Genomic DNA, 26,400 nt, shown 5'->3' with positions numbered 1-26,400 from the left:
TGTCATGAAAATTTTATCTATACGCATTAAAAACTTGGCATCTTTAGCGGGTGAACATTTTATTGATTTTGAAAGTGAGCCTTTGGCCAGCGCAGGTTTGGTGGCTATTGTAGGGAAAACTGGTGCAGGTAAATCGACCATTTTAGATGCCATGTGCTTGGCGCTATTTAACCGTGTGCCACGCTTAAAAGACAGCGATGGTAAACTGGTGGATGTCGATGGTTCTGAACTGCCAACCAACTCTCCACAAACTGTATTAAGGCGTGGTACCGGCCATGGTTTTGCAGAACTTAGCTTTATCGCACAAGATCAAAAAGTCTATTTAGCACGTTGGGAAATTAAGCGTGCGCGTGAGAAAGCTGATGGCAAGCTCCAAAGCGTGCAGCGTTCCCTCCAATGCTTAACAGATGGCACTATCATTGCCAATAAACCCGACCCTGTTAAAAAAGAAATTTTACGCATTACCCAACTCAGTTTCGAGCAATTTACCCGTGCGGTTTTATTAGCACAGTCAGAAGTGACTGCCTTTTTAAAAGCGCGTGATAATGAACGTGGCGAGCTGTTGGAATACCTGACCAACTCTAATATTTTTGCCAAAATTGGTAAACTCGCCTTTGATAAAACCAAAGAAATTGCCAGCCAGCGCAAAGAGCTTGAAAATGTTTTAGGGCATATTGAAATATTATCTGAAGAAGATTTTGCAACAATATCCGATCAATTCAATACAGTTTCTACAGAATATAAAAAGCTGGAAATTGAAAAATCTGCGCTCGAAAAAAATCAACAATGGTATGAACAAAAGCAAAAGTATGAAACCGATGCTCTAGTACATCAGCAACAACTGAATATTCAACAGCAACAACTCGATGCACTTGCACCAGAAAAAGCACAACTCAGCCAGCTTGAACGCTTTGCAGCAATTCGCCCAAGTGTGCAACGACACAAAAGTATTCAGAATGAAATTGAACAATTAAAAACCCCGTTGCAAAAAGCCCAACACGATTTTAATCATATTGAACAGCAATATACCGCGGAGAAAATTGTTTTTGAAAACATTGAGGCTGAACAAAAACAGCAAAACCAATTCGAAATTCAGCATCAGGATTCCATTAAATTAATCCGTGAGCGGATTGCAGAACGTTTAGTCTTAGTGGATCAGTTACGCAAAGCGCAAAGTGATTTTAAAGAGATTGAAAATCAACTTACTCCACATTTAAATCATGAAAATCAGCTGAAGCTTCAACTTGAGCAGCTCAAAAACAAGATTGCACAGCACACAGCGCAATTAGAATGTTCAAAGCATTTTGCTTCTATTGATGATGGCCTCTCTGCACATCTTTCTCAACTGCAACGTTTTATTCAAAGCTATGCACAATTTGAAAAGACTTATGGTGATGTGCAACACGCCAATCTTCAATGCAAAGCTCAACAGAAACAGCTCGATGAATTGACACAACAGTTTGGTCAAGACGAAGTACTACATCAAAAAATCACCTCACTTCGAAATGAGCGTGACCAGCTACTACAGCAATTTAGTCAGTTCAAAGTCATTCAGCCACAATGGCAAAATTTCAAACATATTGATGCAGAACAACGCCAATTAATTGACTCATATAACACATTAAATCAACAAATTTTAGAGCATCAAGCTACCTTCGATAGTGCAGAAAAGGATTATCAGGAACAAAAAATTGCACGTGAGCAACTGCAAAAAATCTTGCAACAGCAGCGCTTGCTCAATACAGAAAATCTTGAAAAGCTCAGATCAGAACTGGTTGATGGTGAGGCATGTTTAGTCTGTGGAAGTACTCATCATCCTTATGTAGAACAAGCCAATTTTTCTGATGAATTGCTGAAATTACAAGAACAGCAAGAGCAACAAGCTGTGGCTTCTGAAAAACTTGCATTTGATACTTGGCAGAAACAACAAACAGTATTAACAGAGCTCCGAGCATCTTTAAATGCCAATCAGCAGCACCGTGCAAATCTGGGTCTCCAACAGCAAGCTTTACAAGCTGAACTAGAATCTCAACTCACATCCTTGAATATCAAATTTGATTTTTCACAAGCACATGAGGCGCTTACACAGCTTCTTGAAACGCAAAACCATACAATGCTACAAGCCCAAAAACAGCTTGAAGATAGCTTAGCCTCACATGAAAAAGTACAGAAACTTCGTCAAACACTAGCAACTTCTATTCAACACACCACACAGCATTTATCTAATGTGCAACAGGCTGAAAATAACATTCAGCATATTATCAGCCTGCTTAATGATTCAGAAAAGTACGACTGGCAACAAGCGACTTTAAAGACAGCAGAACAGATCTATCATGGCTTACAACAACGCCAGCAAACATCAAAACAACTTCATGATTTGACAACGCAGTACAATCAAACCCAGCAGCAATTTGAGCAATGCACACAGCAAGTCAAATTCAGTCAGGAGAAAATTCAATCTGCTGAAAAAGCAATTGAAGCACTGAAAATTTCAGGTAAAAAGAATACTGATATTGCGATTCAAGCCATTTTGGATATGACACAAATCACGGTTGAAAAACCACATGAATGGTTAGCCGAATTTGAACAACAAATTTTGCAACTCAAAGATAAAATTGAGCTTGCTCGCCAGCAATTCAATCAAGTGCGCCAATCTTTTGATAATGCACAAAGCATATTGAACAAATGCCTCACTGAAAATACGCAACTACACAAGCAGGCTGAACAGAGTAATGTCCAAATTCAACAGTGGCTTGAGCAAAATACTGAGTTTAATCATGCCTTATTAGAACAACTGAGCACGGTTTCACATGAGCAAGAACAGCAACTCAAACAGCGTATTTCAGCCGTTGAACGCACTTATGCAGATTTACAAGCAGGCATTAAAACAGTTCAAAATCAGCTTAAAGAACATTTAGCACATCAACCAAATATTGCATTTGAAGTGTTAACCTCGACCCTATCAGCACTTGCAGAAAACTTGCGAACTTTGGCTGAACAACGCGATGAGCTCAAACTCAAACTCGAAGTGCATCAACGCAACCTTGCCAAGCAACAGCAATTTGCTGAGCAGATTCAGCAGATCCAAACCGAAGAACACCGTTGGAACAAAATTTCGAGCCTCATGGGTGATGCAACGGGCAAAAAATTCCGTGATTTGGCACAGCAGTATAACCTTGATATTTTAATTGAATACGCCAACCAACAATTGGCCATGCTCTCCCAGCGCTATACCTTAAAGCGCCTTGAAAACTCTTTAAGCTTAGCCATAGTCGATCATGACATGGATGGCGAAACACGTTCAGTATCATCTTTATCTGGCGGTGAATCATTCTTAACGGCGCTGGCATTGTCCTTAGCCATTGCGAGTATGGCATCTGGAACAACCAAAATCGAAAGTCTGTTTATTGATGAAGGCTTTGGTACGCTGGATGCATCCAGCTTACACATGGTGATGAATGCATTAGATCAGTTACAACATCAAGGACGTAAAGTTGTACTTATTTCTCATATTCAAGAAATGCACGAGCGTATTCCCGTGCAAATTCAAGTGAATCCAATGGGAGCTGGTGCAAGCACAATTCAAGTGGTGTCTTAATCTAAAAAGCCTGCTTTAAGCAGGCTTTTTATAAATCATACCCATCCATTTTATGAAGGATTAGGCGATTGGACGCAAAGTTAATATCTGCTCACTGCGTCCAAATGGCCCATGTAAGTCATGTAGCACTGAACTGGTTAATCCAATTCCATCCTCACCATATTGTTGTACAGTTTCTAAACCCAGCCAGTGTCCCTGTGGCATTCGGTGTAAGTGAATCTGTAGATCTAAATTTGGAAAGCCCCATTTAAAGGGCCAATCTTGGCGTGGCACAATGCCGTTTGCTGTATCTACGAGTCCCATTAACCGAACAAAATCACTACTGCTTTCCCCTTCAATCATGGCATGTGCTGTACTTAGCCATACAATCCCACGCCCTGCACGGCGTTCGTGACTACGTGCTTCAATGGACTGAATAAACCCACCTGGCCATTGGCGAATGCCTTCCCAAATGGGTGCTTGTTCGGGGCCATTTACAACCTGATCTTCAAGCTCATGCACTGTTCTGCTGTTTTGCGTCAGCATGCGCCATGTTCTTGCCACAATACACACTTTAGATTGAGCCCGCATCTCCGATTCAATCAGTTCAATGGTTTTTCCAGGACGAATCACTCGCGTGACAATTTCAAATTCTCCAGCTGGAATTAAACCTAAAATATCCAGACTAATGCGCCCAATCCGCATATTTTGACGTGGTAAAAAACGGTCTAACTCTGCACAGATAATTCCTGTTGCAGGTGCCATGTGTTGCTCATGCTCGTTCCATGCACCTTGTGCTAAATCTGTTGAATGATAACGTGCCCGAACAGTACCCTGCGCATCCGTTTCACGCTGAATTAGCTGATAATATGCCATCATAAACTTCCCTATTTTTTGCAAAATTAAACATCATCAAGATCAAAATGAACGCGACATCCTGATGGTTTTGTACTTAAATTTGCGAGGGAGTTCAATTTTAAAGCAACAAATTGAACTCAATGGTTCCAAAATTTGAGAAAAATCGAATGATGTGCTTATGCAAAAGTCTGCTGTCCAGCGCTCGTTTTTATGGCCAAAAAATAAGATAAATTTACAATATGCCGAAACGACTGATTCATCATCATTTTGGCACATGAACTTTCATTATTTTGAATAATCCCTCGCACCAAATAAAGCTGTACCCACACGTACCATCGTTGAACCCGCTGCAATCGCATCAACCATATCCGCAGACATGCCCATACTCAGCGTATCCCAATCCTCAGGCTGGCTATGTTGGCCTTTAACCTGTTCAAAGAGCACTTTGGCATCAACAAAAGCTTGCGGATTGTTTGGTGCGGGAATCACCATGAGGCCACGTAAACGTAAATGAGCGAATGCCGAAATCTGCGCAACCAATTCTGCAACTTCATCTGGCTGGCAACCATCTTTGCTATCTTGTGCATCAATATTCACTTGTAGGCAAATATTTAAAGGGGCTTGGTTTGCATCTCGTTGACTCGATAAACGCTCTGCAATAATTAAGCGATCCACCCCATGCACCCATGCAAATTTTTCGGCCAAATGTTTGGTTTTATTGCGCTGTACATGACCAATGAAATGCCATTCAATCTCCAAATCTTTGAGTGCTTCAATTTTATCTAAAGATTCTTGTAAATAATTTTCACCAAATGCACGCTGCCCTGTCGCATACATTTCACGCAACATCTCACTTGGATGCGTCTTAGATACAGCCAATAACTGTACAGTTTCTGGCGCACGACCAGCCTTCAGACATGCTTGATTAATCTGCTCAAGTACCTGCTCTTTTGCGTGTTGAAGTGTATTCATTGACGAGGTTCTCATTTCATTCATCTTTTTTTCCTTTGCCCTTTAACTAACAGTTGGTTAAGCTGAGGGAAAGCCTTATTATTCTACCAAAATAATTAAGATTTAGACGTACTCGGGGATTTTATGGATATCACAGAATTATTGGCATTTTCGGCTAAAAATGGTGCTTCAGACTTACACTTATCAGCAGGTATGCCACCACTGATCCGTGTGGATGGTGAAGTTCGTCGTATTAACTTGCCAGCATTAGAACATAAAGAAGTACACAAGTTGGTGTACGACATTATGAATGACAAACAACGCCGTGATTATGAAGAAAAACTGGAAACAGACTTTTCATTTGAAGTTCCAGGCGTAGCACGTTTCCGTGTGAACGCATTTAACCAAAACCGTGGTGCTGGTGCAGTATTCCGTACCATTCCATCAAAAGTACTTTCTATGGAAGACTTAGGCATGGGACAAATCTTTAAAGAGATTTGTGAATATCCACGCGGTATTGTGTTGGTGACTGGGCCTACTGGTTCGGGTAAATCGACCACACTGGCAGCCATGATGGATTACATCAATGACAACCGCTATGACCATATTTTAACGGTCGAAGATCCAATCGAATTTGTACACCAATCAAAAAAATGTTTGATTAACCAACGTGAAGTGCATCGCGATACCCACGGCTTTAACGAAGCACTGCGTTCTGCACTACGTGAAGACCCTGACATTATCTTGGTCGGTGAGATGCGTGACCTTGAAACGATTCGTTTAGCACTTACAGCGGCTGAAACTGGTCACTTAGTCTTTGGTACGCTACACACCACATCTGCGGCTAAAACCATTGACCGTGTGATTGACGTATTCCCTGCTGAAGAAAAAGACATGGTTCGTGCCATGTTATCTGAATCACTGCAAGCCGTTATTTCACAAACACTACTCAAGAAAAATGGTGGTGGCCGTGTGGCAGCGCATGAAATCATGATCGGTATTCCTGCAATCCGTAACTTGATTCGTGAAAACAAAGTCGCTCAGATGTACTCGGCAATTCAAACTGGTGCCAACTACGGCATGACCACATTAGATCAAAGCTTAAAAACTTTAGTTTCTAAAGGCATTATTAGCCCACAAACTGCACGTACAGCAGCAAAACAGCCAGAATCTTTCTTATAAAAATTAGACGTATATTAATTGGGGAAAATTTATGGATTTTAACGGTTTGCTCGACTTTATGGTGGAAAAAAAGGCCTCTGACCTTTTTATTACAGCAGATGTCGAGCCGTCCATGAAAATTAATGGTCAAATTGTACCTATTGGTTCAACTAAGTTACCAGGTTCAACTGTCGGCCAGCTTTTAAATGCAATTATGTCGGATAAACAACGTAAAGAATTTGCTGAAACGCGTGAATGTAACTTTGCGATTAGTAACCCGTCTAAGTCCGCACGTTTTCGTGTTAGTGCATTTCAGCAACGTGATGAACCTGGCATGGTGTTGCGTCGTATTGAAACCATCATTCCAACGATGGAGCAGCTAAAGTTACCACCAATTTTAAAAGAATTGGCGATGACAAAACGCGGTATTATCATTTTTGTGGGTGCAACAGGTACAGGTAAATCGACCTCACTTGCATCGCTGGTGGGCTATCGTAATCAAAACTCAAAAGGTCACATCATCACCATTGAAGACCCAATTGAATTTGTACACGAGCATCAAGGTTGCATTATTACCCAGCGTGAAGTGGGTATTGACACTGATTCTTTTGAAATTGCACTCAAAAATACCCTGCGTCAGGCACCAGATGTAATTTTGATTGGTGAGATTCGTTCGCGTGAAACTATGGATTACGCGATAGCCTTTGCGGAAACGGGTCACTTGGTATTTGCAACACTGCATGCCAACAACGCCAACCAAGCACTTGATCGTATCATTCACTTTTTTGAAGCAGATCGTCATAACCAGTTGTTTATGGATTTATCTTTAAACCTCAAAGCCGTGGTGGCGCAACAACTGATTCCAACCATTGACGGTAACTCTCGCCGTGCCGCGATTGAAATTCTGATTAACTCTCCGTTAATTTCAGACATGATTCGTAAAGGTGATGTGCATGAGATTAAAGACCTCATGAAACGTTCACGCGAATTAGGCATGCAAACCTTTGACCAAGCACTGTTTGACCTTTATAAAGCCAAACAAATTAGCTACAAAGATGCGCTCAAACACGCCGATTCGCCAAACGACCTACGTCTACAAATTAAATTGTCTGAAGAAGGCGGAGATCGCTTAATGAATGCCAGCACGAACATTACCTTCGATGGTCAAGTTTAAGCTGTAATTTTGTTAAGCTCTAAATTAAAGCATAACAAAAGGCTGATATATCAGCCTTTTGTTATGCTCAGTAGATTTGCTTTACCTCAAGGATAAACCAAACTCTAATTTGCCATTATTTTTTACGGTATGCCTCTTGGCATTCTGGCGCATCGCAGTAGCCATATAAATTTAATGAATGGCCTGTTAGTTCGAAACCGAATTTTTTCGCTACTTCGTGCTGTTCGTGTTCAATCACATCATTGGTAAACTCGACCACTTTGTTGCAGTTTTGGCACACGATATGATCGTGGTGATCTTCTTGCATAATCTCAAATACAGAATGATTATTTTCAAAATGATGACGTTGAATAATACCCGCAGCTTCAAACTGTGTTAACACGCGATACACAGTTGCTAAACCCACATCTTCACCTTGTTCAAGTAAAGTCTTATAAATATCTTCCGCGCTTAAATGATGTTGTCTTGAATTTTCGAGTAATTCCAATATTTTAATTCGTGGAAGCGTAACTTTAAGTCCAGCTTTGCGTAAATCTTGGTTTGATATTGGCATGAAAAAAGGTCTCTCAACAAAATTAAAGTTGGAATAGGCAACAAACTTTAGATGCAGTATGATCTATCCTTGGATCAAATGCATCATAATTAATTTGGGATAGTGTAGCAAAATGCAAAAAATCATGCTGACGTTGTTCGTCACTTCATTGCTCGTAGGCTGTTCAACCTTGGGCGTTTATAAAGTTGATATTCCACAAGGAACGCCATTAACCAAGGCGCAAGCATCAAAAATCCAAGTGGGTATGACATTCCAACAAGTTCGTTTTGTGCTTGGCAGCCCAACCATTACAGATCCAATGAATCCTTTGCGCTGGGACTACATCTACAATTATACCCCAGGAACCTATGCTAAAAAAGCGAAGATTCCTGCTGCATCTGGTCAACATTTAAAAGTCTATTTTAACCAAAACGGCATTGTCGAAAAAATCGAAGGTTTAGACACTATTCCAGAATCGCAACCAGGCTTACCTGGTTCTAAGGAAGCAATTTTAACTGCCCCACCACTATAATTCGTTTCAGATAAAAATAAACCCCTCAATTGAGGGGTTTTTTTCATGACCATAATTGTTTAAAGCGATTTCCGCGACAATAACGGCTCACTGGATTTTTTGCAGCCCGATTACGGCGGATCTCTTTTGGATTAATCGTTAAAGCACGATAAATCTCAACACGATCACCCGCCTGTAATGGTTGTTGATGGTCTTTTAAACGTACACCAAAAATTCCCAGTTGTAGATTTTCTGGTAACTCTGTTTTTTTCTCAATCTCACTGAGGCGAATCGCCTCTAAAGCAGTCATGCCTTCAGTGAAGGGTACAGCAATATGAAACTGTTCTGTTTGGCTTGCATAAGCCACCCAAATTTTTTGTACTGCCATTAGAACATCTGACCCAATACGGCCACAATCGCCAACACAATCGACAGTGGAATAACAATTCGCACGGCTATACGCCAAATATTATAAAACGCTTCATTGGAAAAATTCAGCGCTTTACGCAGATGGCTAATTTTCATAATCCAGCCCACAAAAACTGCGTATACCAGACAAATCAGTAAGCCCCAAAGAATCAGCACAGTATTGAAAATTGCACCAATACTTGGAATAGCCCAAATAAATACAGGAATAAGTAACACCAGCCACTGTATAGGCATCGCAATTTGACGCTGATGTAATTGTTCACGCGCTAAATTCAGCAATAAGCCTGCAAACATGGTAGAACCAAATGCCAATGCGTATGCAGGTATGTTGGTTTTCACTGCAAAGAAGCCAAATGCAATCACTGCAAGCAATTGTGCAAACCAAATAGGTAATGCAGATTGTGTTGCCGAGCTTTGGCTTTGAGACGCCAATAAACTACTTTGCCAATACAGGCCCAATCCTAAACCACTAGCGACTAAAGCTAGTACCGTTGCACTTCCCCATTCACTAAATTCAACTGGCGTAACGTGCCATGCTGGAAGTTCTGTACCCACCACATTGGCCAAGACCAGCGAAGCCAGTACACCAATTGCAGTTAATAACACTGTAATTTGACGTGGGATAAAGGACAACACAATGGCCAATACCGCTAGAGCGACAAATACAATCTGTATTGATACCGCAGGAAGCGCTGTATATTGTAAAAGTTGGCTGATATTAAATAATACTCCACCCACCAAGAATGGAATAAACACAGCGGCCAACCAGCCTACCAAACGCCATTTTGCAGATGCATCTGCATCGCGTGTTAATCTAGATAATGCTTGTAAAGCGGTGGTATTTGAGCGTTTGGCAAGTGCGATTTCTAAATAGCACAATGGCAATGCTAATATGAGCATTGTTGCAAGCCAGAGCAACCAGAAATCTAGCTGACGGTCAATTTGAATACCCGTTATTGGCGCAAGAGTCGCAATAATAATAAACGAGACACAAAAAGCCATCAGAGGCGATAACCATTTTGACATAGCATTATCCTGCATGAGGCGTTCCTTTAAAAAAGCTAGCGCTATTTTGCCCTGCTCTGTCTGGAAAATCAAAAACAAAAAGCAAACCACCTTACGGTGATTTGCTGCGCAAAATCATTATTAGATTTTAGTTCTTCTTATCTCGTTCATCTTTAATTATGAGAAGAAGCGAGCGAACCAGTTTTTACCTTTTTTCTGTTCTTTTTCTTTAATAATGCCCATCATATTTTCTTTTACGGCACCCACATAATCTGCATCATCGTGCTGAATATGATTGATCAACCATTTAGATAATACTTCATGAAGTTCAGCTTCAATCGCATGACCCATATTAAAGCGATCACGATATGACTCAATTTTTTTAATAAATAAGTCATGTACACGTTTATGTGGTACACGATATTTATAACCTGCTTCTTCTTGAAGAGATTCTTCAAAAGTAAAATGAGACTGTGTATAGTCAACAATATTATTGAGTACTTCTTGAATACGTGCACGATCCGTATTGGCATCTACAGCATCAATTTCATTAATATAATCAAGAATACGTTTATGCTGATCGTCAATCACATCAATGCCAGTATTATATTCTGGGATCCATTTCATTTTCATTACGACCACCTACCACTTTTGAATTATTTATCACATAAAATTAATCATATAGAGAAATAGATTAAATAAAAATAAAGCGATTTACTCGGGATTATAAGTATTTATAGTAAAAAATTTTAAGTTATTGTTTATTCTTATTTTAATATTTAAACCTGACCATAAGAGTAAGATATTTTTTAATCAATTTGAGTATAAATCATATAAATAATCGCATCTATTTTTCAAAAAAAACAATTGTTTAAAAATATATAGATCATTAATTTTGAATCTATGATGCCATTAATACTGATCAGCTAAAGTCACACGTTTTAAAGAAGGGTCTAAACGCTCACGTTCTAAGCGTGCAATTTCACTCATTGCATGCCGAATAGGTTGCCCATGCTGAAATAAAATCATTTCACCGGGTTTAAATGCTGTCCAAACTTCATTTTGGGTTAAAGGCTCGGTGGTAATCACCGCCACACGGTCCTCTGCAGTGGTCACTTCACTAAAATCTACTTCTACATCTAAATCAATTAACTGCGCGGGTTGAAATGGGTACTCACGCACCAACCAATGTAATTTAGTAATGGCGTAGCTAAACAAAGCTTGACCATTGGATAAACAAAAGTTAAATGTGCCGTGTTCAGCAATTTGAGGGGAAATTTCGATTAACACATCAAAGACTTGATCTAAACTTGGTTCTTCATACCCAAAGCGTTTAACCAATTGCTCGAGCAAATAACAAAAAGCCAATTCGCTATCCGTATTCCCTACAGGAGTAAAACGCCCCGCTAATTCAGGTGAAAAATCATGCAAATCGCCATTATGGGCAAAAATCCATTGGCGCCCCCATAACTCACGACTAAAAGGGTGGGAATTTTCGAGATTGATTTTGCCTTGAGTCGCTTTTCGAATATGTGCAATCACATTGCGTGATTTAATCGGATAATTACGAACTAATTCCGCAATAGGCGATTCAACAGCGGATTGATTATCTACAAATAAACGGCAAGCTTTATCTTCAAAAAAAGCGATACCAAAACCATCACAATGATCTGATGTAATACCTGCACGTTGAGAAAAACCACGGAAAGAAAAGGTAATATCCGTTGGTGTCGCACAATTCATCCCTAACAGCTGGCACATAAGCGTCATCATCATAAGCGTGGTCAATGATAACGCTATTCTGCATGAGTCCCGAAACGATTACAAATCAGAAAACCTTTATGCTATCGCTATATTGATAAGTTTTGAGTGATTTTTTGCTGAAAAATAAAGTTTTTCGCCATTTTACTCACTTCTAAAAAAACAAAATAATCTAAGCAATTAAAGTCCTGATCATAATATGCTTGTTGTGATAAAGTCGCCTGCATTTTTAAATACACATCAAATAACTTTGGAATACGCTCATCCTGAGCAAAACTAAATGAAGGATAAGCAGGCTCATAGGACGGTTTTGCTTGTATAGCATTTAGGCCCTGTTGTAAGTTTTGGATAAATTGATGGGTGTAATATGCTTGCGCTTCATTCCCTTTGAGTCGAATACTTACGCAACCAATGACATACTTAGCTTTCATTTCCCACAAAATTTTAGGCAGTAAGTTGAGCCACAATACAGATAATGCTTTGCCTGAACGATAACGTGGATGCACACAGGTTCGTCCAATTTCCACAATATGGTCTAAATGACCTAATTGGCTGGCAATATCAAATTCACTTTGACTATAGCTTTGGGTGGCTAATTCATCCCCTGTTAAGCGTTTAATACGGGTATAAGCCACAATCTCTTGAGTAACTTTGTCGCGTAATACAGCATGTTCACAACTAAAATCATATAAATCTTGATCCAGACCATTTTCAAAATTTAAATCAAACTGTGCAGCGAATTGAGTGGCTCTAAATTTTTGGACTTGTTTTAAGCCAGCTAAGTCTTCGACCCACTCAAAACTATAACTCGTTGCTTTTTGGTTTTTTTTATTAAAGGCTAAGCTAAAATTTTGACGGTACTGATTCAGTTTATCCAACATGTGCACAACCTCAGTGTTTTGACTTATTTTCTACACTAGGTAAACGCGATGACATTTTCATGACCACTGCGCATTCTGTTGCAATTTAATCGTGCAAAAAAAGCCCCATCAAAATGGGGCTTTTACGTTCTTACTTTATAACAGTCGATCTTAAAGTCTTAAGCTTTTTTAGCAGGCTGGCGGTTGGTAATTAAAGTACCCACCCCATGATCTGTAAAAATTTCTAACAATGTAGCATGAGGTACGCGACCATCCACAATATGTGCACTCACCACACCACCTTTTACAGCGTCTAAGGCACAGCCGACTTTAGGAATCATGCCACCATAAATCACACCCGTTTCGATTAAACGGTCAACTTCTTGCGTGCTTAAACCTGTTAATAGGTTTTTGTTTTCATCCAGTACACCACTGATATTGGTTAACAAAATCAGTTTTTCAGCACCGAGGGCTTCAGCAACTTTACCTGCCACTAAATCCGCATTGATGTTATAGGTATTACCGTCTTCATCGACACCTAAAGGTGCAATTACTGGAATGAAGTCACCTTGGGTGAACATTTCCAATACATCAGTCTTAACGCCAACGACTTCACCAACCAGACCTAAATCGATTTCTTTCACAGAACCGTCTTCAGCTGTTTTTTGCATCAAAAGTTTTTGTGCGCGAAGTAAATTACCGTCTTTACCTGTTAAACCAATCGCACGGCCACCATGCTGATTAATCAGGTTCACAATAGACTTATTTACGCTACCACCCAACACCATTTCAACCACTTCCATAGTTGCAGGGTCAGTTACGCGCATACCATCAATACGGTCAGATTCACGGCCTAATTGCTTGAGAAATGAATCGACTTGCGGGCCACCACCGTGTACCACAATTGGATTTAAACCTACAGTTTTTAATAAAACAATATCACGTGCAAATGAGCTTTCTAGCTCAGGATCAGTCATTGCGTTGCCGCCATATTTTACAACCAGCGTTTTACCTGAAAAACGTTGAATGTACGGCAAAGCCTCAGTCAAAATCTGTGCTTTGTCGATGCCGGTATGCTGATGTGGCATTCGCCTCTCCTTATTGAGCATCTGAAATGTCTTGAGCAATGCTTGGATACTGCTCAACTAACATATTGACAAACAGGCGCTGTATTTGGCGCATACGCGTCATATCATCCGCATCAAAACGAAGGGTGAAATACTCGCCTGTATTCGATGCTCGAATGATGCCAAATCCATCATCAAAATCAAGACGTATCCCATCAATTTTACTGATTTCTGCATCAATCTGCTGAGATTGACGTTCTACTTCGGCCAAAACAGCTTTGGGGTCAACATGATTTGTGGAAATATAAAGATCTTCCGTACCCACACGTTCTGGATAGCGTGCCAAGAGTTCCGCCAAGCTTAATTGGTTGGCTTGCATATATTCAATCACACGCAGTGCTGCATATAGGCCATCGTCATAGCCCCAGCCACGCCCGTCATTAAATACATAATGCCCTGCATATTCGCCACCAAATACCGCCCGCCCTTTCGATTGAGCCAAATACTTGCGTAAAAATGTACTTCCCGTACGCAACATCGTGGCTTGGCCTTCTAATGCGTGTACTGTATTACGAACCATCGTCGAGCATTTTACGTCATATACAATTTCGGCTTGTGGATGTGTTTTCAAACACATTTCTGCAAACAAGCACAGCAAGCGATCCGCCGTAATCACGTTACCTTCAGCATCAATTAACACTAAACGATCCCCATCGCCATCTAAAGCAATACCAATATCTGCTTGTTGCTTAATGACCGCTTCACGCAACTGACCTAAATGCGCAATTTGTGAAGGATCGGGTGCATGGTCTGGAAACTCACCATTGGCAATGCAACGCAATGCGGTCACGTCACAGCCCAATTTATTTAAGACTAAGTTTGCACAGCGCCCTGCTGAACCATGCATACCGTCCAGCACAATTTTGACGGGTGCTTGAAGCTGAATGTCCGTTAATAATACATGCTGATACTGCAAACAATATTGAGGTAAAATCTGATGAGGCAATGCGCTAGGTAATACTGATTTTTTAGGTACAAAATGATGTTTTGCATCTGTCGCTACATGCTGAATCATTTCTGGGGTGGGTGGCTCCCCTTGCACAATCCATTTTATACCATTGTCTGTTTTTGGATTATGGCTGGCGGTTACCATAATACCATTGCCATCAAAATCACGCGCAATGTAATACAGCATTGGGCTCGAACAGCAACCAATAATACATACATCTAGCCCATAGCTTTCACATACTTCTTCAATAATTGAAGCATATAGAGGGCTATTGATACGTGCGTCATAACCGATGGCTAAGCGGGTTTGACCAACTGCCAAAAATTGCTGTGCCAAACCGTGGGCGATCGAACCCACCATGTCACTGGTCAATAAGCTTGATTTACCACGGATGTCGTATGCGCGGAAAATATGAGACGGAAAATTGTTATAGAGTAAGCCCATAAGATATTCTTCTTTTAATTGCCCGCATCAACAGTAGCCTACTATTAGGAGGAACCATCAGTTTGATTTAACAATTAAGACATAAATACTTTAAAAAAGTGTTTCTTTTTTAAATCATTTTAGTTTAAGAATCAATTAATAAAACTTAAGCTTTTGAAGCTAAAAAGATAATATCAATTTACCATTGAGTAAAATTATTTTAGCCAAAATTCCTTAAAATATTATTAACTCCATAATTATAAAAGATAAAAATTGCAATTGCGAAAGTTCTACGTAATTACAAATGCAAGATCATTGGAGATTAAAAAATATAATATATCAAATACATAACATGGTATTCACTCTTCAAACACCACTCGTCCCAATCACTGCATTAAGCCATTTCATCTACCAGATAGTTTATGAGAAGTACATAATGCCAACAATCACTACTATTTGGGATATTTAATAAAGACCCTTTTGATTGTGCAAACAAGATCACAGTTTTTAAATTTTTAATCTTTTTTATGACTATTATTTTTATCAATTGATCTTTAATTTGCATGTAAGAGCAATGAAGACATTGCCCTACACACATTAGATGCTTAGTTTTTGCCAGTATGACCAAAACCACCAGCACCACGTTCAGTTGCTTCAAACTCTTCAACTAAATCGAATTGTGCTTGTACCACAGGCACCAATACATACTGTGCCAAACGCTCACCTGGTTCTAAACTAAATGCAGTTTGACTGCGATTCCATACAGAAACCATCAATTCGCCTTGGTAATCTGAATCAATCAAACCGACCAAGTTGCCTAACACGATGCCATGTTTATGACCAAGGCCAGAACGTGGCAAAATCATGCCTGCAAAATTGACATCTTCAATGTAAATTGCCAAGCCAGTTTTGATTAATACAGTTTGACCTGGCTCAATCACGGTGGTTTCTGTAACGCAAGCACGTAAATCTAGACCAGCAGAACCAGCAGTCGCATAAGCTGGCATTGGCCATTCTGTACCTAAACGTGAGTCGAGTACTTTAACTTGAACTTTCATGTTTCATTCCTATTTCAATGTAACTAATTTTACAAATTGCTCATTAGCGCTTAATCAGCGCACGTAAATTTTCTAAGTAATGTTGCGCTTGCAATTTCGGATCAATATTGCCAGCCAGTTTTTTCTTACGACCCAACCAATCTAGTTCATCTTGTGGCAACTCATCTAAGAAGCGACTTGGCGTCATTTGTTTCATTTGCCCACCCGCTTTGCGCTGCTCAGCCAAAGTAATGGTTAAGCCCTGACGTGCACGGGTAATCCCCACATACATCAGTCGGCGTTCTTCTTCCACCGTTTCAGCCGCAATGGAGTTTTTATGGGGCAAAATTTCCTCTTCTAAACCAATAAGGTAGACATAAGGAAATTCCAAACCTTTCGATGCATGTAAGGTTAATAAATTGACCTTATCCGTATCTTCTTCTTCTTGCTGTTGCTCTAACATATCCAGCAAGACCATTTTACGAATCACACTTTCAATGTTCTTTTCATCCACATCTTCAGCACGGTTAATCAAACTTTGAATACTGCTATACAGTACTTCAATATTGTCGAGCTTGGTTTTTTCCTGTGCTGGCGTAGCTGCCGTTTCTTTCACATAATCAATATAGCCAGCTTCAACCATCATTTGACGGATAATCGGCACGGGTTCATCATCTTCAATTAGATTACGGGTAAAACGATCAATGAAGTCATGAAATTCTGCCAATTGCGTGGTGGCTTTTTTAGGAATTGCCATGCTTAAGCGCTGATCACCTGAAGATGCTAACAAAGACTGATTACTCTCTTGTGCAAACAAGCCAAGCTTCTCTAAAGTCACAGGTCCAATTGCACGTTTTGGTGTATTAATAATACGTAAAAATGCACTGTCATCTTCTGGGTTAATAATCAGACGCAAATAACTCATTAAGTCTTTGATTTCAGAACGCGCGAAGAATGATTGACCACCCGATAACTTATAGGGAATCTGCATTTGGCGAAGCTGTGTCTCTAAAATTCGCGCTTGGAAATTACCACGATATAAAATGGCATAATCTTTCCAGTTTTTGCCATTCATTAATTTGTGGGTAATTAAATCTTTAACTACGCGTTCTGCTTCATCATCATCATTACGGCAGGTAATCACACGGATCACATCGCCATGGCCTTTATCTGACCATAATTTTTTATCAAAAATATGTGGGTTATTGCCAATCACAGTATTGGCTGCTTTTAAAATACGACTGGTCGAACGATAATTCTGTTCCAGCTTAATCACTTTTAGATTGCGAAAATCTTCATTCAACAAGGCCATGTTTTCAGGCTTTGCACCGCGCCATGCATAAATGGATTGGTCATCATCACCTACCGCGGTAAATTGACCCATCACCCCCACCAAGAGCTTAACCAATATATACTGCGCGGTATTGGTATCTTGATATTCATCGACCAATAAATAGCGGATTCGGTTTTGCCAACGTTCACGTACTTCGGCATTTTCTTGTAATAGGCGTGTTGGCATTACAATTAAATCGTCAAAATCGACAGCATTGTACGCACGCAAATTTCGCTCATAAAGTTGATACAAATGTGCCATTTGCACATCTTCCGCCGTTTCACAGGTAGTGTGTGCTTGCTCTGGTGGAATCAGGTCATTTTTCCAATCCGAAATCATTTTCATGGCTTTCGCAATCAGTTCTTTACTTTCAGCACCAGATAAATTGTCACGATGCATCAAGTCCATCAAAATGCGTTTGCAATCATCTGCATCTAAAATAGAGAAGTTATTTTTAAGCGGGGTATTTTTAAGCTCAAGACGTAGTAAATTTAAACCAAAAGTATGGAAAGTCGAAACGGACAAGCCTTTAGATTCTTCACGCGTTAATAATTTAGTTACACGTTCTTTCATTTCACGTGCAGCTTTATTGGTGAAGGTCATAGCCGTAATACGATGCGCGGGAATACCGCAGTGCTTCACCAAATACGCAATTTTACGGGTAATCACTGAGGTCTTGCCTGAACCTGCACCTGCAAGCACTAACAAGGGTCCTTGAGTATATTTCATGGCTTCAAGTTGCTTGTCGTTTAACTGACTTGCGAGTGACATAGTGATTCCTCATCCTGATTCGGTGTCGATTATAGTCATCTCAGTCTGCGCTGTATAACCCTAAAGATGATATCGCGAGATTGAAAGCTAAAAACTCAGTGCATTTAAATGTACAAGATATTGATAATCTATAGATTATTTAAAAAATTCATACAGGCTTGTTGCTTGTTTTTCAGCCATAGCAATTAAAATGTCTTTCACTGATAAACAACTTAAATAAATCTAAATTTCTATCTGTTCTAAATACAATTGAGTTAAAAAAGGCACTGTATATTTAAAAATCTAATCCTTCACAAACCCAATAAAAAAAGAGGCAAGTTGCCCCTCTTTTTTTATTACTGCATTGAACCTGTTATACAGAATCTAGACAGCAGAAAAATGACTTAACGCTTAAAGTTTGATAACAAAGCTGATGTAATAGATTTATTATTTTGCACGATTTTAGTTTTTTTCGCTTTGGCTGAATTGTCTTCTACACGTTCAATCTTGACCGCTTTAAATTTATCGCCATTTTTCACTGCGGTAAATTTTACGCGGTCATGACGTTTTGGTTCGCCATCTGCAGATGGAAAATCTGAAATATGGAAGAAAATATCTCCTTCAGATGAACCGATAAAGCCATAGCCTTTTTCAGGATCATATTGTTTGACTTTGCCTACGTACACTTCGTCTTTCATGCTACTGTCCTATACTCAAATATCTGTTCATCATTATATAAAAAAGAGGCTATGAAAGCCTCTTTTTTCATTCAGTGCAAAAATTAGTCTTTTTGTACTGAACCAAAAATTTTGTCGCCTGCATCGCCTAAACCTGGAACGATGTAGCCGTTTTCATTAATACCGTTGTCTACAGAAGCTGTGAAAATTGTCACATCTGGATGTGCAGTTTCAACACGTTTGATCCCTTCTGGCGCAGCAACCAATACCATTACACGAATATCTTTACAGCCACTTGCTTTTAGTACATCAATTGCAGCAACCAAAGAAGAACCTGTTGCAAGCATTGGGTCGATGATCATTGCAATACGGTTTTGTACGTCTGGTACTAATTTTTTATAGTAAGTACGCGCTTCAAGTGTTTCTTCGTCACGCTCTAAACCAAGTACTGAAACTTTTGCACTTGGAATGAGATTTAAGAAACCATCCAACATGCCAATACCTGCACGTAAAATTGGCACAACCGTGATTTTTTTACCTGCAATACGGTCTACAGATACTTTACCTGCCCAACCATCAATTTCATGGTCACAAACTGGCAAGTCTTTCGTTGCTTCATAAGTCAACAACATCGTTACTTCTTGCGCAAGTTCACGGAAGTTTTTAGTGCTGATGTCAGCACGGCGCAATAAGCCAAGTTTATGACGGATTAATGGATGACGGATTTCATGGATAGCCACGGGAGAACACCTAAAAGGTTAAGATCAAATTCTAGCTATTATAGTAAATTTTGCCGTCCGATAAAAATAAAAAAGCCCCCTTTACAGGAGGCTTTTTTGTAATAACTCAGCTAAATAGCTAAATTAGTTAAATCCGCTTTGTACTAAAGACAAAATGAACTGTTGTAATTCTGGTGAAATGGCAAAGAAAGCAACTTTAGAGATTGCAATGATTGGGTCTGGATATACACCAATCAACAATACCAAAGCAGCTGCGCCTAACACCATGATACCACCGACTTTTTGGCCCCAATGATCGACAGCATCGATACGTGGGTTTTCTGGTGGTGTCATATAAAGTACAACCATGACACGTAAGTAGTAGTACAAGCCAATACCTGAACCAATAATCACCATTGCAGCTAGGAACCATTCTTGGCCAGCAACAGCAGCTTTTACAACCATGAACTTACCAATGAAGCCAGCAGTTAAAGGAATACCTGCAAGAGACAGCATCATTACTGTTAAAGTTGCAGTTAATACTGGACGACGCCAGAACAAACCACGGTATTCAGCTAAGCTACCTGCTTCATCTGTATTGTTATATGGACTAGACATCAGTGTTACAACACCAAATGCACCAATAGTCGTTAACACATAAGTAATTACATAAATGTTTACAGATTCAAAAGTTGCAAAACCTTGAAGTTGTAAGAAATCAGTATTTTTCGCACTGATAATTGCAACCAACAAATAACCAAAGTGTGCAATTGAAGAGTATGCAAGGATACGTTTCAAGTTTACTTGACGAACTGCAAGTAAGTTACCTGCAAGAATCGAAAGTACTGCAATGATAGTCAATAGTGTTACGAAGCTATCTGCAAGGATTAAACCTGAAGATAATAAGTAACGAACAAATAAGCCAATCATCGCCACTTTAGCAACAGTCGCAAGGAAAGTTGCGATAGGTGCTGGAGCGCCTGCATATACGTCTGGTGTCCATTTATGGAATGGCGCAAGAGACAATTTAAATGCAACTGCAAATACAATAAGCGCTAAACCAAGTACAACAGCTGGTTGACCAAATGTTGTAAATAATTTACCTGGCTCAGATACGAAGTTTAATCTACCTGTGTATGCATATACATAAGCCATACCCATGAGCAACATTGCAGAAGCTGTTGCAGAAAGTACAAGGTACTTCACACCCGCTTCAAGCGATTGAGAACGTTGATGTGTGTACGCCAATAAGCCGTATACAGGAATCGACATTAACTCAAGGCTAATAAAGAACGACGCATAGCTTGTACTTGCAACCATAAGCATTGCACCTGTTACAGATACAAGCATAAGGATGTAAAGTTCTTCGCGGTTGTCTTTATACGTTTCAATATACGCATGAGACAGCGTGCAACATGCAAGTGCTGCTACCACAATCACAAACTGATACAGCATCGTAAACGGATCTACGATGAATAGATTCATTACGTTTGCAGGTGCGTATTGACCAGCAAGCACAATGAATACGATATATAAGGCAGCAAGGTTCAAACCGATAACGGATGTAGTTGCTGCTAAATTATGATTACGCTTGATCGCAACCAGCAACATCACCACCACTGCTGTTAAAGCAACGATCATGACTGGCGCTAGAGGCATAAGCTCTGCAAATGACATTGTGAAGTTCATGACTTATTGCATCTCCACATTTTCAGCTGAAACAACAGCCTGATGAACTGTCTCAACTGTTTCTTGAACAGGAATGTAGCTGTTCGCTAACCACGCCATGCTTGAATTAGAAACGTCAAGGAACGTTTGTGGGAATAGACCCAACCACACCAGACCCAACGCACAGATCAGTAGAATCACAACTTCACGTACATTCAAATCTTTTAATGGAGATGAATAATGTGCTTTTTGCTCTTCATTTGGCGTACCAAAGAGTGCTTTGTGAATCAGGATCAAACCATACAAACCAGCGAATACAAGGCTTACCGCAGCAAGAATTGTGTACACAGGGAATTTTGCGTATGAACCCATCAAGATCAGGAATTCACCGATGAAGTTACCTAGACCTGGGATACCCACAAGCGCAGCAACAAAGAACATCAAGAAGAATGCAAGATATTTAAACTGACCACGAATACCACCCATCAAACGCATATCACGCGTATGAAGACGTTCGTAAACCTGACCACACATAATGAACAAGGCAGCAGATGACAAGCCATGAGCCAACATCATAATCATCAAACCTTGGAAGGTTAAGATGTTACCCGCGTAAATCGCAAGAAGTACAAATCCCATGTGCGAAATAGACGTATACGCCAATAGACGTTTCATATCTGTTTGCTGGAATGCACACCACGCGCCGTAGAAAATACCAATCAGACCCAAAATAATCGCGATATCAGCAAATTGTGCTGAAGCCATTGGGAAGAATGGAATAACGAAACGAAGTAAGCCGTATGCCGCTGTTTTAATCAAGATACCTGCTAAGTCAACAGAACCTGCTGTTGGTGCTTGAGCATGTGCATCTGGTAACCAGCCATGTAATGGGAAAACTGGAAGTTTTACCGCAAAACCAATGAACAAACATACCATAAATGCATAAGCAAGTGCTGGTGCTTGAGCTTCTACTGTATGAGCAACGCCCATTAAGTAGTTGTAGTTGAAGTTGATTTGACCATTTAATGAGTAACCTACAGCAACTAAGCCAAGGATACCGATCAACATGATTAAACCAGCAACTTGTGTATAGATGAAGAATTTAGTTGCTGCGTAAACGCGTGACTTACCTTCCGCACCACGGTGACCCCAAAGTGCGATTAAGAAGTAGATTGGTACAAGCATCATCTCCCAGAAGAAGAAGAACAAGAACAAATCAATGGCAAGGAACACACCGATTACACCACCCAAAGACCATAAAAGGTTTAAGTGGAAGAAACCAACATTCTTTTGAATCTCACCCCATGAACAGCCCACTGCCAACACACCAAGGAGTGCAGTTAAACCCACCATAAGAAGTGATAAACCATCCACCGCAAGGTGAATGTTAATTCCGAGGGTTTGAATCCAAGGAATATTGAATTGAGCAGCCCAAGTCGGCGCTTGGCTACCTAATTCATAGCTATATGTACCTGTTTGCCAAAGTGCAATGGTTAAACCCAAAGTCACAAGCATACCAATCAAGGCGATATAGCGTGGCAAGTGTTGGTCGAGTTTATCGACCAACCAGCATGCGAAACCTGCAATGAACGGAATAAGGATCAGAGCGGGTAAAATTAAATTATTAGCTTCCATTTTATTTCCCCACGACCTGAATCACGACCAAGATCATTAGTAAGACAACCGTACCGAATGCCATACTCGATGCGTATTCACGCAAAGAACCCGTTTGACGTGAACTAGTGAAGCTGTTACCTGCTTTCACAAGTGCAGGCAATACTAACCACAAGCCATCAATTGGATCACGACCTAAGATTTTCGCGATAAGCAAATATGGTTTCACGAATACAAGGTTGTATAACGCGTCGAAACCAAGTGCATTACGGCAGATATTCGCAAGACCCGCACCCAAAGAAGTTTTAGCAAATGCTTTAACTGCATTGTATGCGAAGGCAAATAACACAACACCCACCACAAGACCTGCAAGTGCAATACCTACAGCTGTGTATTCAGCACTGTGCATACCATGCTCAAGCGCTTCAGGAACATTAAACGCAGGGATTTGAGCTGCATTTAAAATGTTAGTTACTGGTGCTTTTAATACATAAGCAAGACCTGTTGACAATACCGCAAGGATAGCCAATGGACCCCAGTAAGTTACACCTTTAATTTCATGATAAGGCGTGTTTTCTTTACCGAAGAATACAACCCAAATTAAACGGAATGTATAAATAGAAGTTAAGAACGCACCTGCAACACCTGTCCAGTATAAGCAGTCATATACTGCAACAGCTTGGCCTTTAACCCATACCGCACCCAAGATCGCATCTTTAGAGAAGAAGCCGATTGTGATGAATGGAATCGCAGCCAACGCACCGCCACCAATTGCGAAACATGCAAATAGGAATTTGTTCTTATGGAACAAGCCACCCATTTTGAAAATGTTTTGTTCGTGGTGATACGCCAAAATTACCGCACCAGAAGACAAGAATAATAATGCCTTGAAGAATGCGTGAGTTAGCATGTGGAATAGGCCTGCTTGGTAAGCTTCAGCACCTACAGCCATAAACATATAACCCAACTGACTCATTGTAGAGTAAGCAAGAATACGTTTGATGTCCGTTTGTACCAATGCAGCAAAACCAGCAACCAATAATGTTACCGCACCAGTGATAGAGATAAACATCATCACTTCAGGCGCTTGTTCAAACACAGTGAACATACGGCAGCACAGGTAAACACCTGCTGTTACCATTGTTGCTGCGTGGATCAATGCAGATACTGGTGTAGGACCAGCCATCGCATCTGCCAACCATGTTTGTAATGGAATTTGCGCAGATTTACCTGCCGCACCCAAGAACAACATTAACGCTGTCCAGATTGCGATCGATGAACTTTGTGCCAATACAGTCGGAGCAGCCGCAACCACTTCTGCAATGTTTAAAGTACCAAACTGTTGGTAGATTAAGAACAATGCAATCAGTAAGAATACGTCACCCACACGCGTTACAGTGAACGCTTTAATGGCAGCAAAACCATTTGCAGGATTTTGGTAGTAGTAACCAATCAGTAGATAAGAGCACAGACCTACACCTTCCCAACCTAAGAACAATAACGCTAAGTTATCGCCTAAAACGAGAAGTAACATGCTTGTTACGAACAAGTTAAAGTAAGAGAAGAAACGTGCAAAATCTTCTTCACCACGCATGTACCACGTTGCGAAGATGTGAATAAGGAAACCTACACCTGTAATCATGCCCATCATTAACAATGATAAACCATCTAGGTGTAGTGAGAAGCCTGGTGCTAAACCACCCACGCTAAACCAAGTCCACAAATGCTGTGTTGTTGCAACTGAACCGTTATTAACAAAGTCCAAGCCAGCAATCAAAGCAAATAATGCTGATAAACCAACAGAACCTGCACCAATAACCGCTGCAAGTTTTTCAGGTAGGTTATTACGACCTGCCGCTAAAAGGATAAAACCAATGAGCGGAAATAATACTGTTAAATATAAATAGCTCATCCGCGCATCTCACTAGCAGCATCTACATCCAAATGATGGAAGCGATGATAGAACTGAAGGACGATAGCAAGACCGATACAAGCCTCTGCTGCAGCAAGCGTTAAGATCAAGATGAACATGATTTGGCCATCGGGTTGCGCCCATGCGCTCCCTGCCAAAACGAACGCTAAAGCAGCAGCGTTCATCATGATTTCAAGGCTCATCAAAATAAATAGTAGGTTGCGTCGTACCATTACACCGTAGAAACCCAGTGCAAAAAGAATGGTTGCAACGATCAAACCATGTTCTAAAGGGATGTTGCCCATTATTCTTTTTCCTCTTCTGCACTTGGTTCACGTTTACCAAGATGGAATGCTGCAACAAGTGCGCCTAGCAATAACATCGCGGCAATTTCAACCAATAATAAGTACTGAGTAAAGAGTGTTGTACCTACAGCTTTAGGACCAACAATTTCCGTACCCATCACCAAAGAAGGTTTGGTGTAGTCAGAACCTAACATCCATACAAGAACGAGGCCCATAAGGAAACTCATCAACGCAGGATAAGCCCACGCAGATGAAGTCAGCCACTTGCTTTCTTGTTCCATTGTTTGTTGACCTAAGTTCAACATCATCACAACGAATACGAACAGAACCATAATGGCACCTGCGTATACGATGATTTCAAGTGCGCCAGCAAAAGGCGCACCCACGATCATGAACATACCTGCAACAGCAAGTAATGAAACAATTAAGCTTAATAAAGCGTGTACTGGATTCGTGTTAGTCACAACACGAATCGTAGAGACGATGGCCACAAGTGCCATCAAATAAAACGGCCACATCATGGTAATAGACTCCGTACATCAACAGGTGCACTTTCACGTTGTGCTTGACCTTTGTCTTTACCTGAAACTGCCATACCTGTTACACGGTAGAAGTTGTAGTCAGGATACTTACCAGGACCTGAGATAAGTAAGTGTTCTTTCTCATATACAAGGTCTTGACGGACATATTCAGATAATTCGAAGTCTGGCGTCAACTGAATGGCAGTTGTCGGACAAGCTTCTTCACACATACCACAGAAGATACAGCGCGAGAAGTTGATACGGAAAAACTCTGGGTACCAACGACCGTCTTCTTGTTCAGCTTTTTGAAGTGAAATACAGCCTACTGGACATGCAACCGCACAAAGGTTACACGCAACACAACGCTCTTCGCCATCTGGGTCACGCGTTAATACAATACGACCACGGAAACGTGGTGGCACGATTTCTTCTGCTGGCACTTCTGGATACAGAATCGTGTCACGTTTACGCGTTGCGTGGCTGAATACCATCCAAAGCGAACGTACAATCGATCCGAACCCGGCTAGAAATTTAAACATTTTGTTC

The 26,400-nt window shown here is 40.4% G+C and carries 24 protein-coding genes; 4 read left to right on the top strand and 20 right to left on the bottom strand.

The genetic code is table 11. From position 1 onward, the window contains the following. Positions 1-4: 4 nt before the first annotated feature. Positions 5-3,598: an AAA family ATPase gene (locus D9K81_RS01910; protein WP_120373912.1), complete on the top strand. Its 3,594-nt coding sequence runs from the start codon at positions 5-7 to the stop codon at positions 3,596-3,598. Positions 3,599-3,658: 60 nt separating this feature from the next. Here D9K81_RS01910 and D9K81_RS01905 read toward each other — a convergent pair whose 3' ends face one another. Next, positions 3,659-4,456, bottom strand: a complete 798-nt coding sequence (locus D9K81_RS01905; RefSeq protein WP_120373913.1) for a thioesterase family protein — start codon at positions 4,454-4,456, stop codon at positions 3,659-3,661. 264 nt (positions 4,457-4,720) lie between these two features. Then, the gene (locus D9K81_RS01900) at positions 4,721-5,407 is read right to left on the bottom strand and encodes a YggS family pyridoxal phosphate-dependent enzyme (protein WP_120373914.1); all 687 of its coding nucleotides are present in this window, start codon (positions 5,405-5,407) and stop codon (positions 4,721-4,723) included. Between the two features lie 123 nt (positions 5,408-5,530). Between D9K81_RS01900 and D9K81_RS01895 the strand changes: the two genes are divergently transcribed. Both D9K81_RS01895 and D9K81_RS01890 read left to right on the top strand, forming a co-directional pair. Beyond that, positions 5,531-6,568, top strand: coding sequence for a type IV pilus twitching motility protein PilT (locus D9K81_RS01895; RefSeq protein ID WP_106985503.1), 1,038 nt, complete (start codon positions 5,531-5,533; stop codon positions 6,566-6,568). Positions 6,569-6,599: 31 nt separating this feature from the next. Continuing rightward, positions 6,600-7,721, top strand: a complete 1,122-nt coding sequence (locus D9K81_RS01890) for a PilT/PilU family type 4a pilus ATPase (RefSeq protein WP_120373915.1) — start codon at positions 6,600-6,602, stop codon at positions 7,719-7,721. Between the two features lie 115 nt (positions 7,722-7,836). Here D9K81_RS01890 and fur read toward each other — a convergent pair whose 3' ends face one another. Beyond that, on the bottom strand, positions 7,837-8,274 hold the full coding sequence (gene fur, locus D9K81_RS01885) for a ferric iron uptake transcriptional regulator (protein ID WP_120373916.1): 438 nt from the start codon (positions 8,272-8,274) through the stop codon (positions 7,837-7,839). A gap of 112 nt (positions 8,275-8,386) precedes the next feature. Between fur and D9K81_RS01880 the strand changes: the two genes are divergently transcribed. Then, positions 8,387-8,785 (top strand): outer membrane protein assembly factor BamE, encoded by a 399-nt coding sequence (locus tag D9K81_RS01880; protein WP_120373917.1) that lies wholly within the window; start codon positions 8,387-8,389, stop codon positions 8,783-8,785. A gap of 43 nt (positions 8,786-8,828) precedes the next feature. Here the strand turns inward: D9K81_RS01880 and D9K81_RS01875 are convergent, their stop codons facing one another. The 17 genes from D9K81_RS01875 to nuoI form a co-directional block, all read right to left on the bottom strand. Continuing rightward, a complete protein-coding gene (locus tag D9K81_RS01875) occupies positions 8,829-9,152 on the bottom strand; it encodes an RnfH family protein (RefSeq protein WP_120373918.1) in 324 nt (107 codons plus the stop codon). Next, the gene (locus D9K81_RS01870; protein ID WP_120373919.1) at positions 9,152-10,234 is read right to left on the bottom strand and encodes a hypothetical protein; all 1,083 of its coding nucleotides are present in this window, start codon (positions 10,232-10,234) and stop codon (positions 9,152-9,154) included. Before D9K81_RS01870 ends, D9K81_RS01875 begins: the two co-directional genes overlap by 1 nt. A gap of 141 nt (positions 10,235-10,375) precedes the next feature. After that, positions 10,376-10,831: a bacteriohemerythrin gene (locus tag D9K81_RS01865; protein ID WP_120373920.1), complete on the bottom strand. Its 456-nt coding sequence runs from the start codon at positions 10,829-10,831 to the stop codon at positions 10,376-10,378. Between the two features lie 279 nt (positions 10,832-11,110). After that, positions 11,111-11,959: a class II glutamine amidotransferase gene (locus tag D9K81_RS01860; RefSeq protein WP_120373968.1), complete on the bottom strand. Its 849-nt coding sequence runs from the start codon at positions 11,957-11,959 to the stop codon at positions 11,111-11,113. Positions 11,960-12,048: 89 nt separating this feature from the next. Continuing rightward, positions 12,049-12,840 (bottom strand): GNAT family N-acetyltransferase, encoded by a 792-nt coding sequence (locus tag D9K81_RS01855; protein ID WP_120373921.1) that lies wholly within the window; start codon positions 12,838-12,840, stop codon positions 12,049-12,051. 158 nt (positions 12,841-12,998) lie between these two features. Beyond that, positions 12,999-13,907: an acetylglutamate kinase gene (gene argB / locus D9K81_RS01850; RefSeq protein ID WP_120373922.1), complete on the bottom strand. Its 909-nt coding sequence runs from the start codon at positions 13,905-13,907 to the stop codon at positions 12,999-13,001. Between the two features lie 10 nt (positions 13,908-13,917). Further along, a complete protein-coding gene (locus D9K81_RS01845) occupies positions 13,918-15,339 on the bottom strand; it encodes a phosphomannomutase/phosphoglucomutase (protein ID WP_120373923.1) in 1,422 nt (473 codons plus the stop codon). Between the two features lie 584 nt (positions 15,340-15,923). Further along, the gene (gene dut, locus D9K81_RS01840; protein ID WP_120373924.1) at positions 15,924-16,376 is read right to left on the bottom strand and encodes a dUTP diphosphatase; all 453 of its coding nucleotides are present in this window, start codon (positions 16,374-16,376) and stop codon (positions 15,924-15,926) included. A 43-nt stretch (positions 16,377-16,419) separates the two neighbouring features. Next, a complete protein-coding gene (locus tag D9K81_RS01835) occupies positions 16,420-18,459 on the bottom strand; it encodes a UvrD-helicase domain-containing protein (protein ID WP_120373925.1) in 2,040 nt (679 codons plus the stop codon). A gap of 383 nt (positions 18,460-18,842) precedes the next feature. Next, positions 18,843-19,136 carry a cold-shock protein gene (locus D9K81_RS01830; RefSeq protein WP_120373926.1) on the bottom strand — a complete coding sequence of 98 codons (294 nt, stop codon included), beginning with the start codon at positions 19,134-19,136 and terminating at the stop codon, positions 18,843-18,845. A gap of 83 nt (positions 19,137-19,219) precedes the next feature. Beyond that, positions 19,220-19,855 carry a uracil phosphoribosyltransferase gene (upp, locus tag D9K81_RS01825; protein ID WP_120373927.1) on the bottom strand — a complete coding sequence of 212 codons (636 nt, stop codon included), beginning with the start codon at positions 19,853-19,855 and terminating at the stop codon, positions 19,220-19,222. A 123-nt stretch (positions 19,856-19,978) separates the two neighbouring features. Further along, positions 19,979-21,523, bottom strand: coding sequence for an NADH-quinone oxidoreductase subunit NuoN (gene nuoN / locus D9K81_RS01820; protein WP_120373928.1), 1,545 nt, complete (start codon positions 21,521-21,523; stop codon positions 19,979-19,981). Positions 21,524-21,526: 3 nt separating this feature from the next. Continuing rightward, complete coding sequence (gene nuoM, locus D9K81_RS01815; protein ID WP_120373929.1) at positions 21,527-23,137, bottom strand: NADH-quinone oxidoreductase subunit M; 1,611 nt, start codon at positions 23,135-23,137, stop codon at positions 21,527-21,529. A 1-nt stretch (position 23,138) separates the two neighbouring features. Beyond that, positions 23,139-25,028, bottom strand: coding sequence for an NADH-quinone oxidoreductase subunit L (nuoL, locus tag D9K81_RS01810; RefSeq protein WP_120373930.1), 1,890 nt, complete (start codon positions 25,026-25,028; stop codon positions 23,139-23,141). Next, positions 25,025-25,333: an NADH-quinone oxidoreductase subunit NuoK gene (gene nuoK, locus D9K81_RS01805; RefSeq protein ID WP_005007970.1), complete on the bottom strand. Its 309-nt coding sequence runs from the start codon at positions 25,331-25,333 to the stop codon at positions 25,025-25,027. Before nuoK ends, nuoL begins: the two co-directional genes overlap by 4 nt. Then, entirely contained in the window at positions 25,333-25,851 is a 519-nt protein-coding gene (gene nuoJ, locus D9K81_RS01800; RefSeq protein WP_171406857.1) for an NADH-quinone oxidoreductase subunit J, read from the bottom strand. The genes nuoK and nuoJ overlap by 1 nt, the downstream gene beginning before the upstream one ends. Next, complete coding sequence (gene nuoI, locus D9K81_RS01795) at positions 25,851-26,393, bottom strand: NADH-quinone oxidoreductase subunit NuoI (protein WP_120373932.1); 543 nt, start codon at positions 26,391-26,393, stop codon at positions 25,851-25,853. The genes nuoJ and nuoI overlap by 1 nt, the downstream gene beginning before the upstream one ends. Between the last annotated feature and the right edge of the window lie 7 nt (positions 26,394-26,400).

It is taken from the genome of Acinetobacter chengduensis, from assembly GCF_003664645.1.
In the GTDB taxonomy this organism is placed as follows: domain Bacteria; phylum Pseudomonadota; class Gammaproteobacteria; order Pseudomonadales; family Moraxellaceae; genus Acinetobacter; species Acinetobacter chengduensis.
This window is presented reverse-complemented; position numbering and strand designations above follow the sequence as displayed.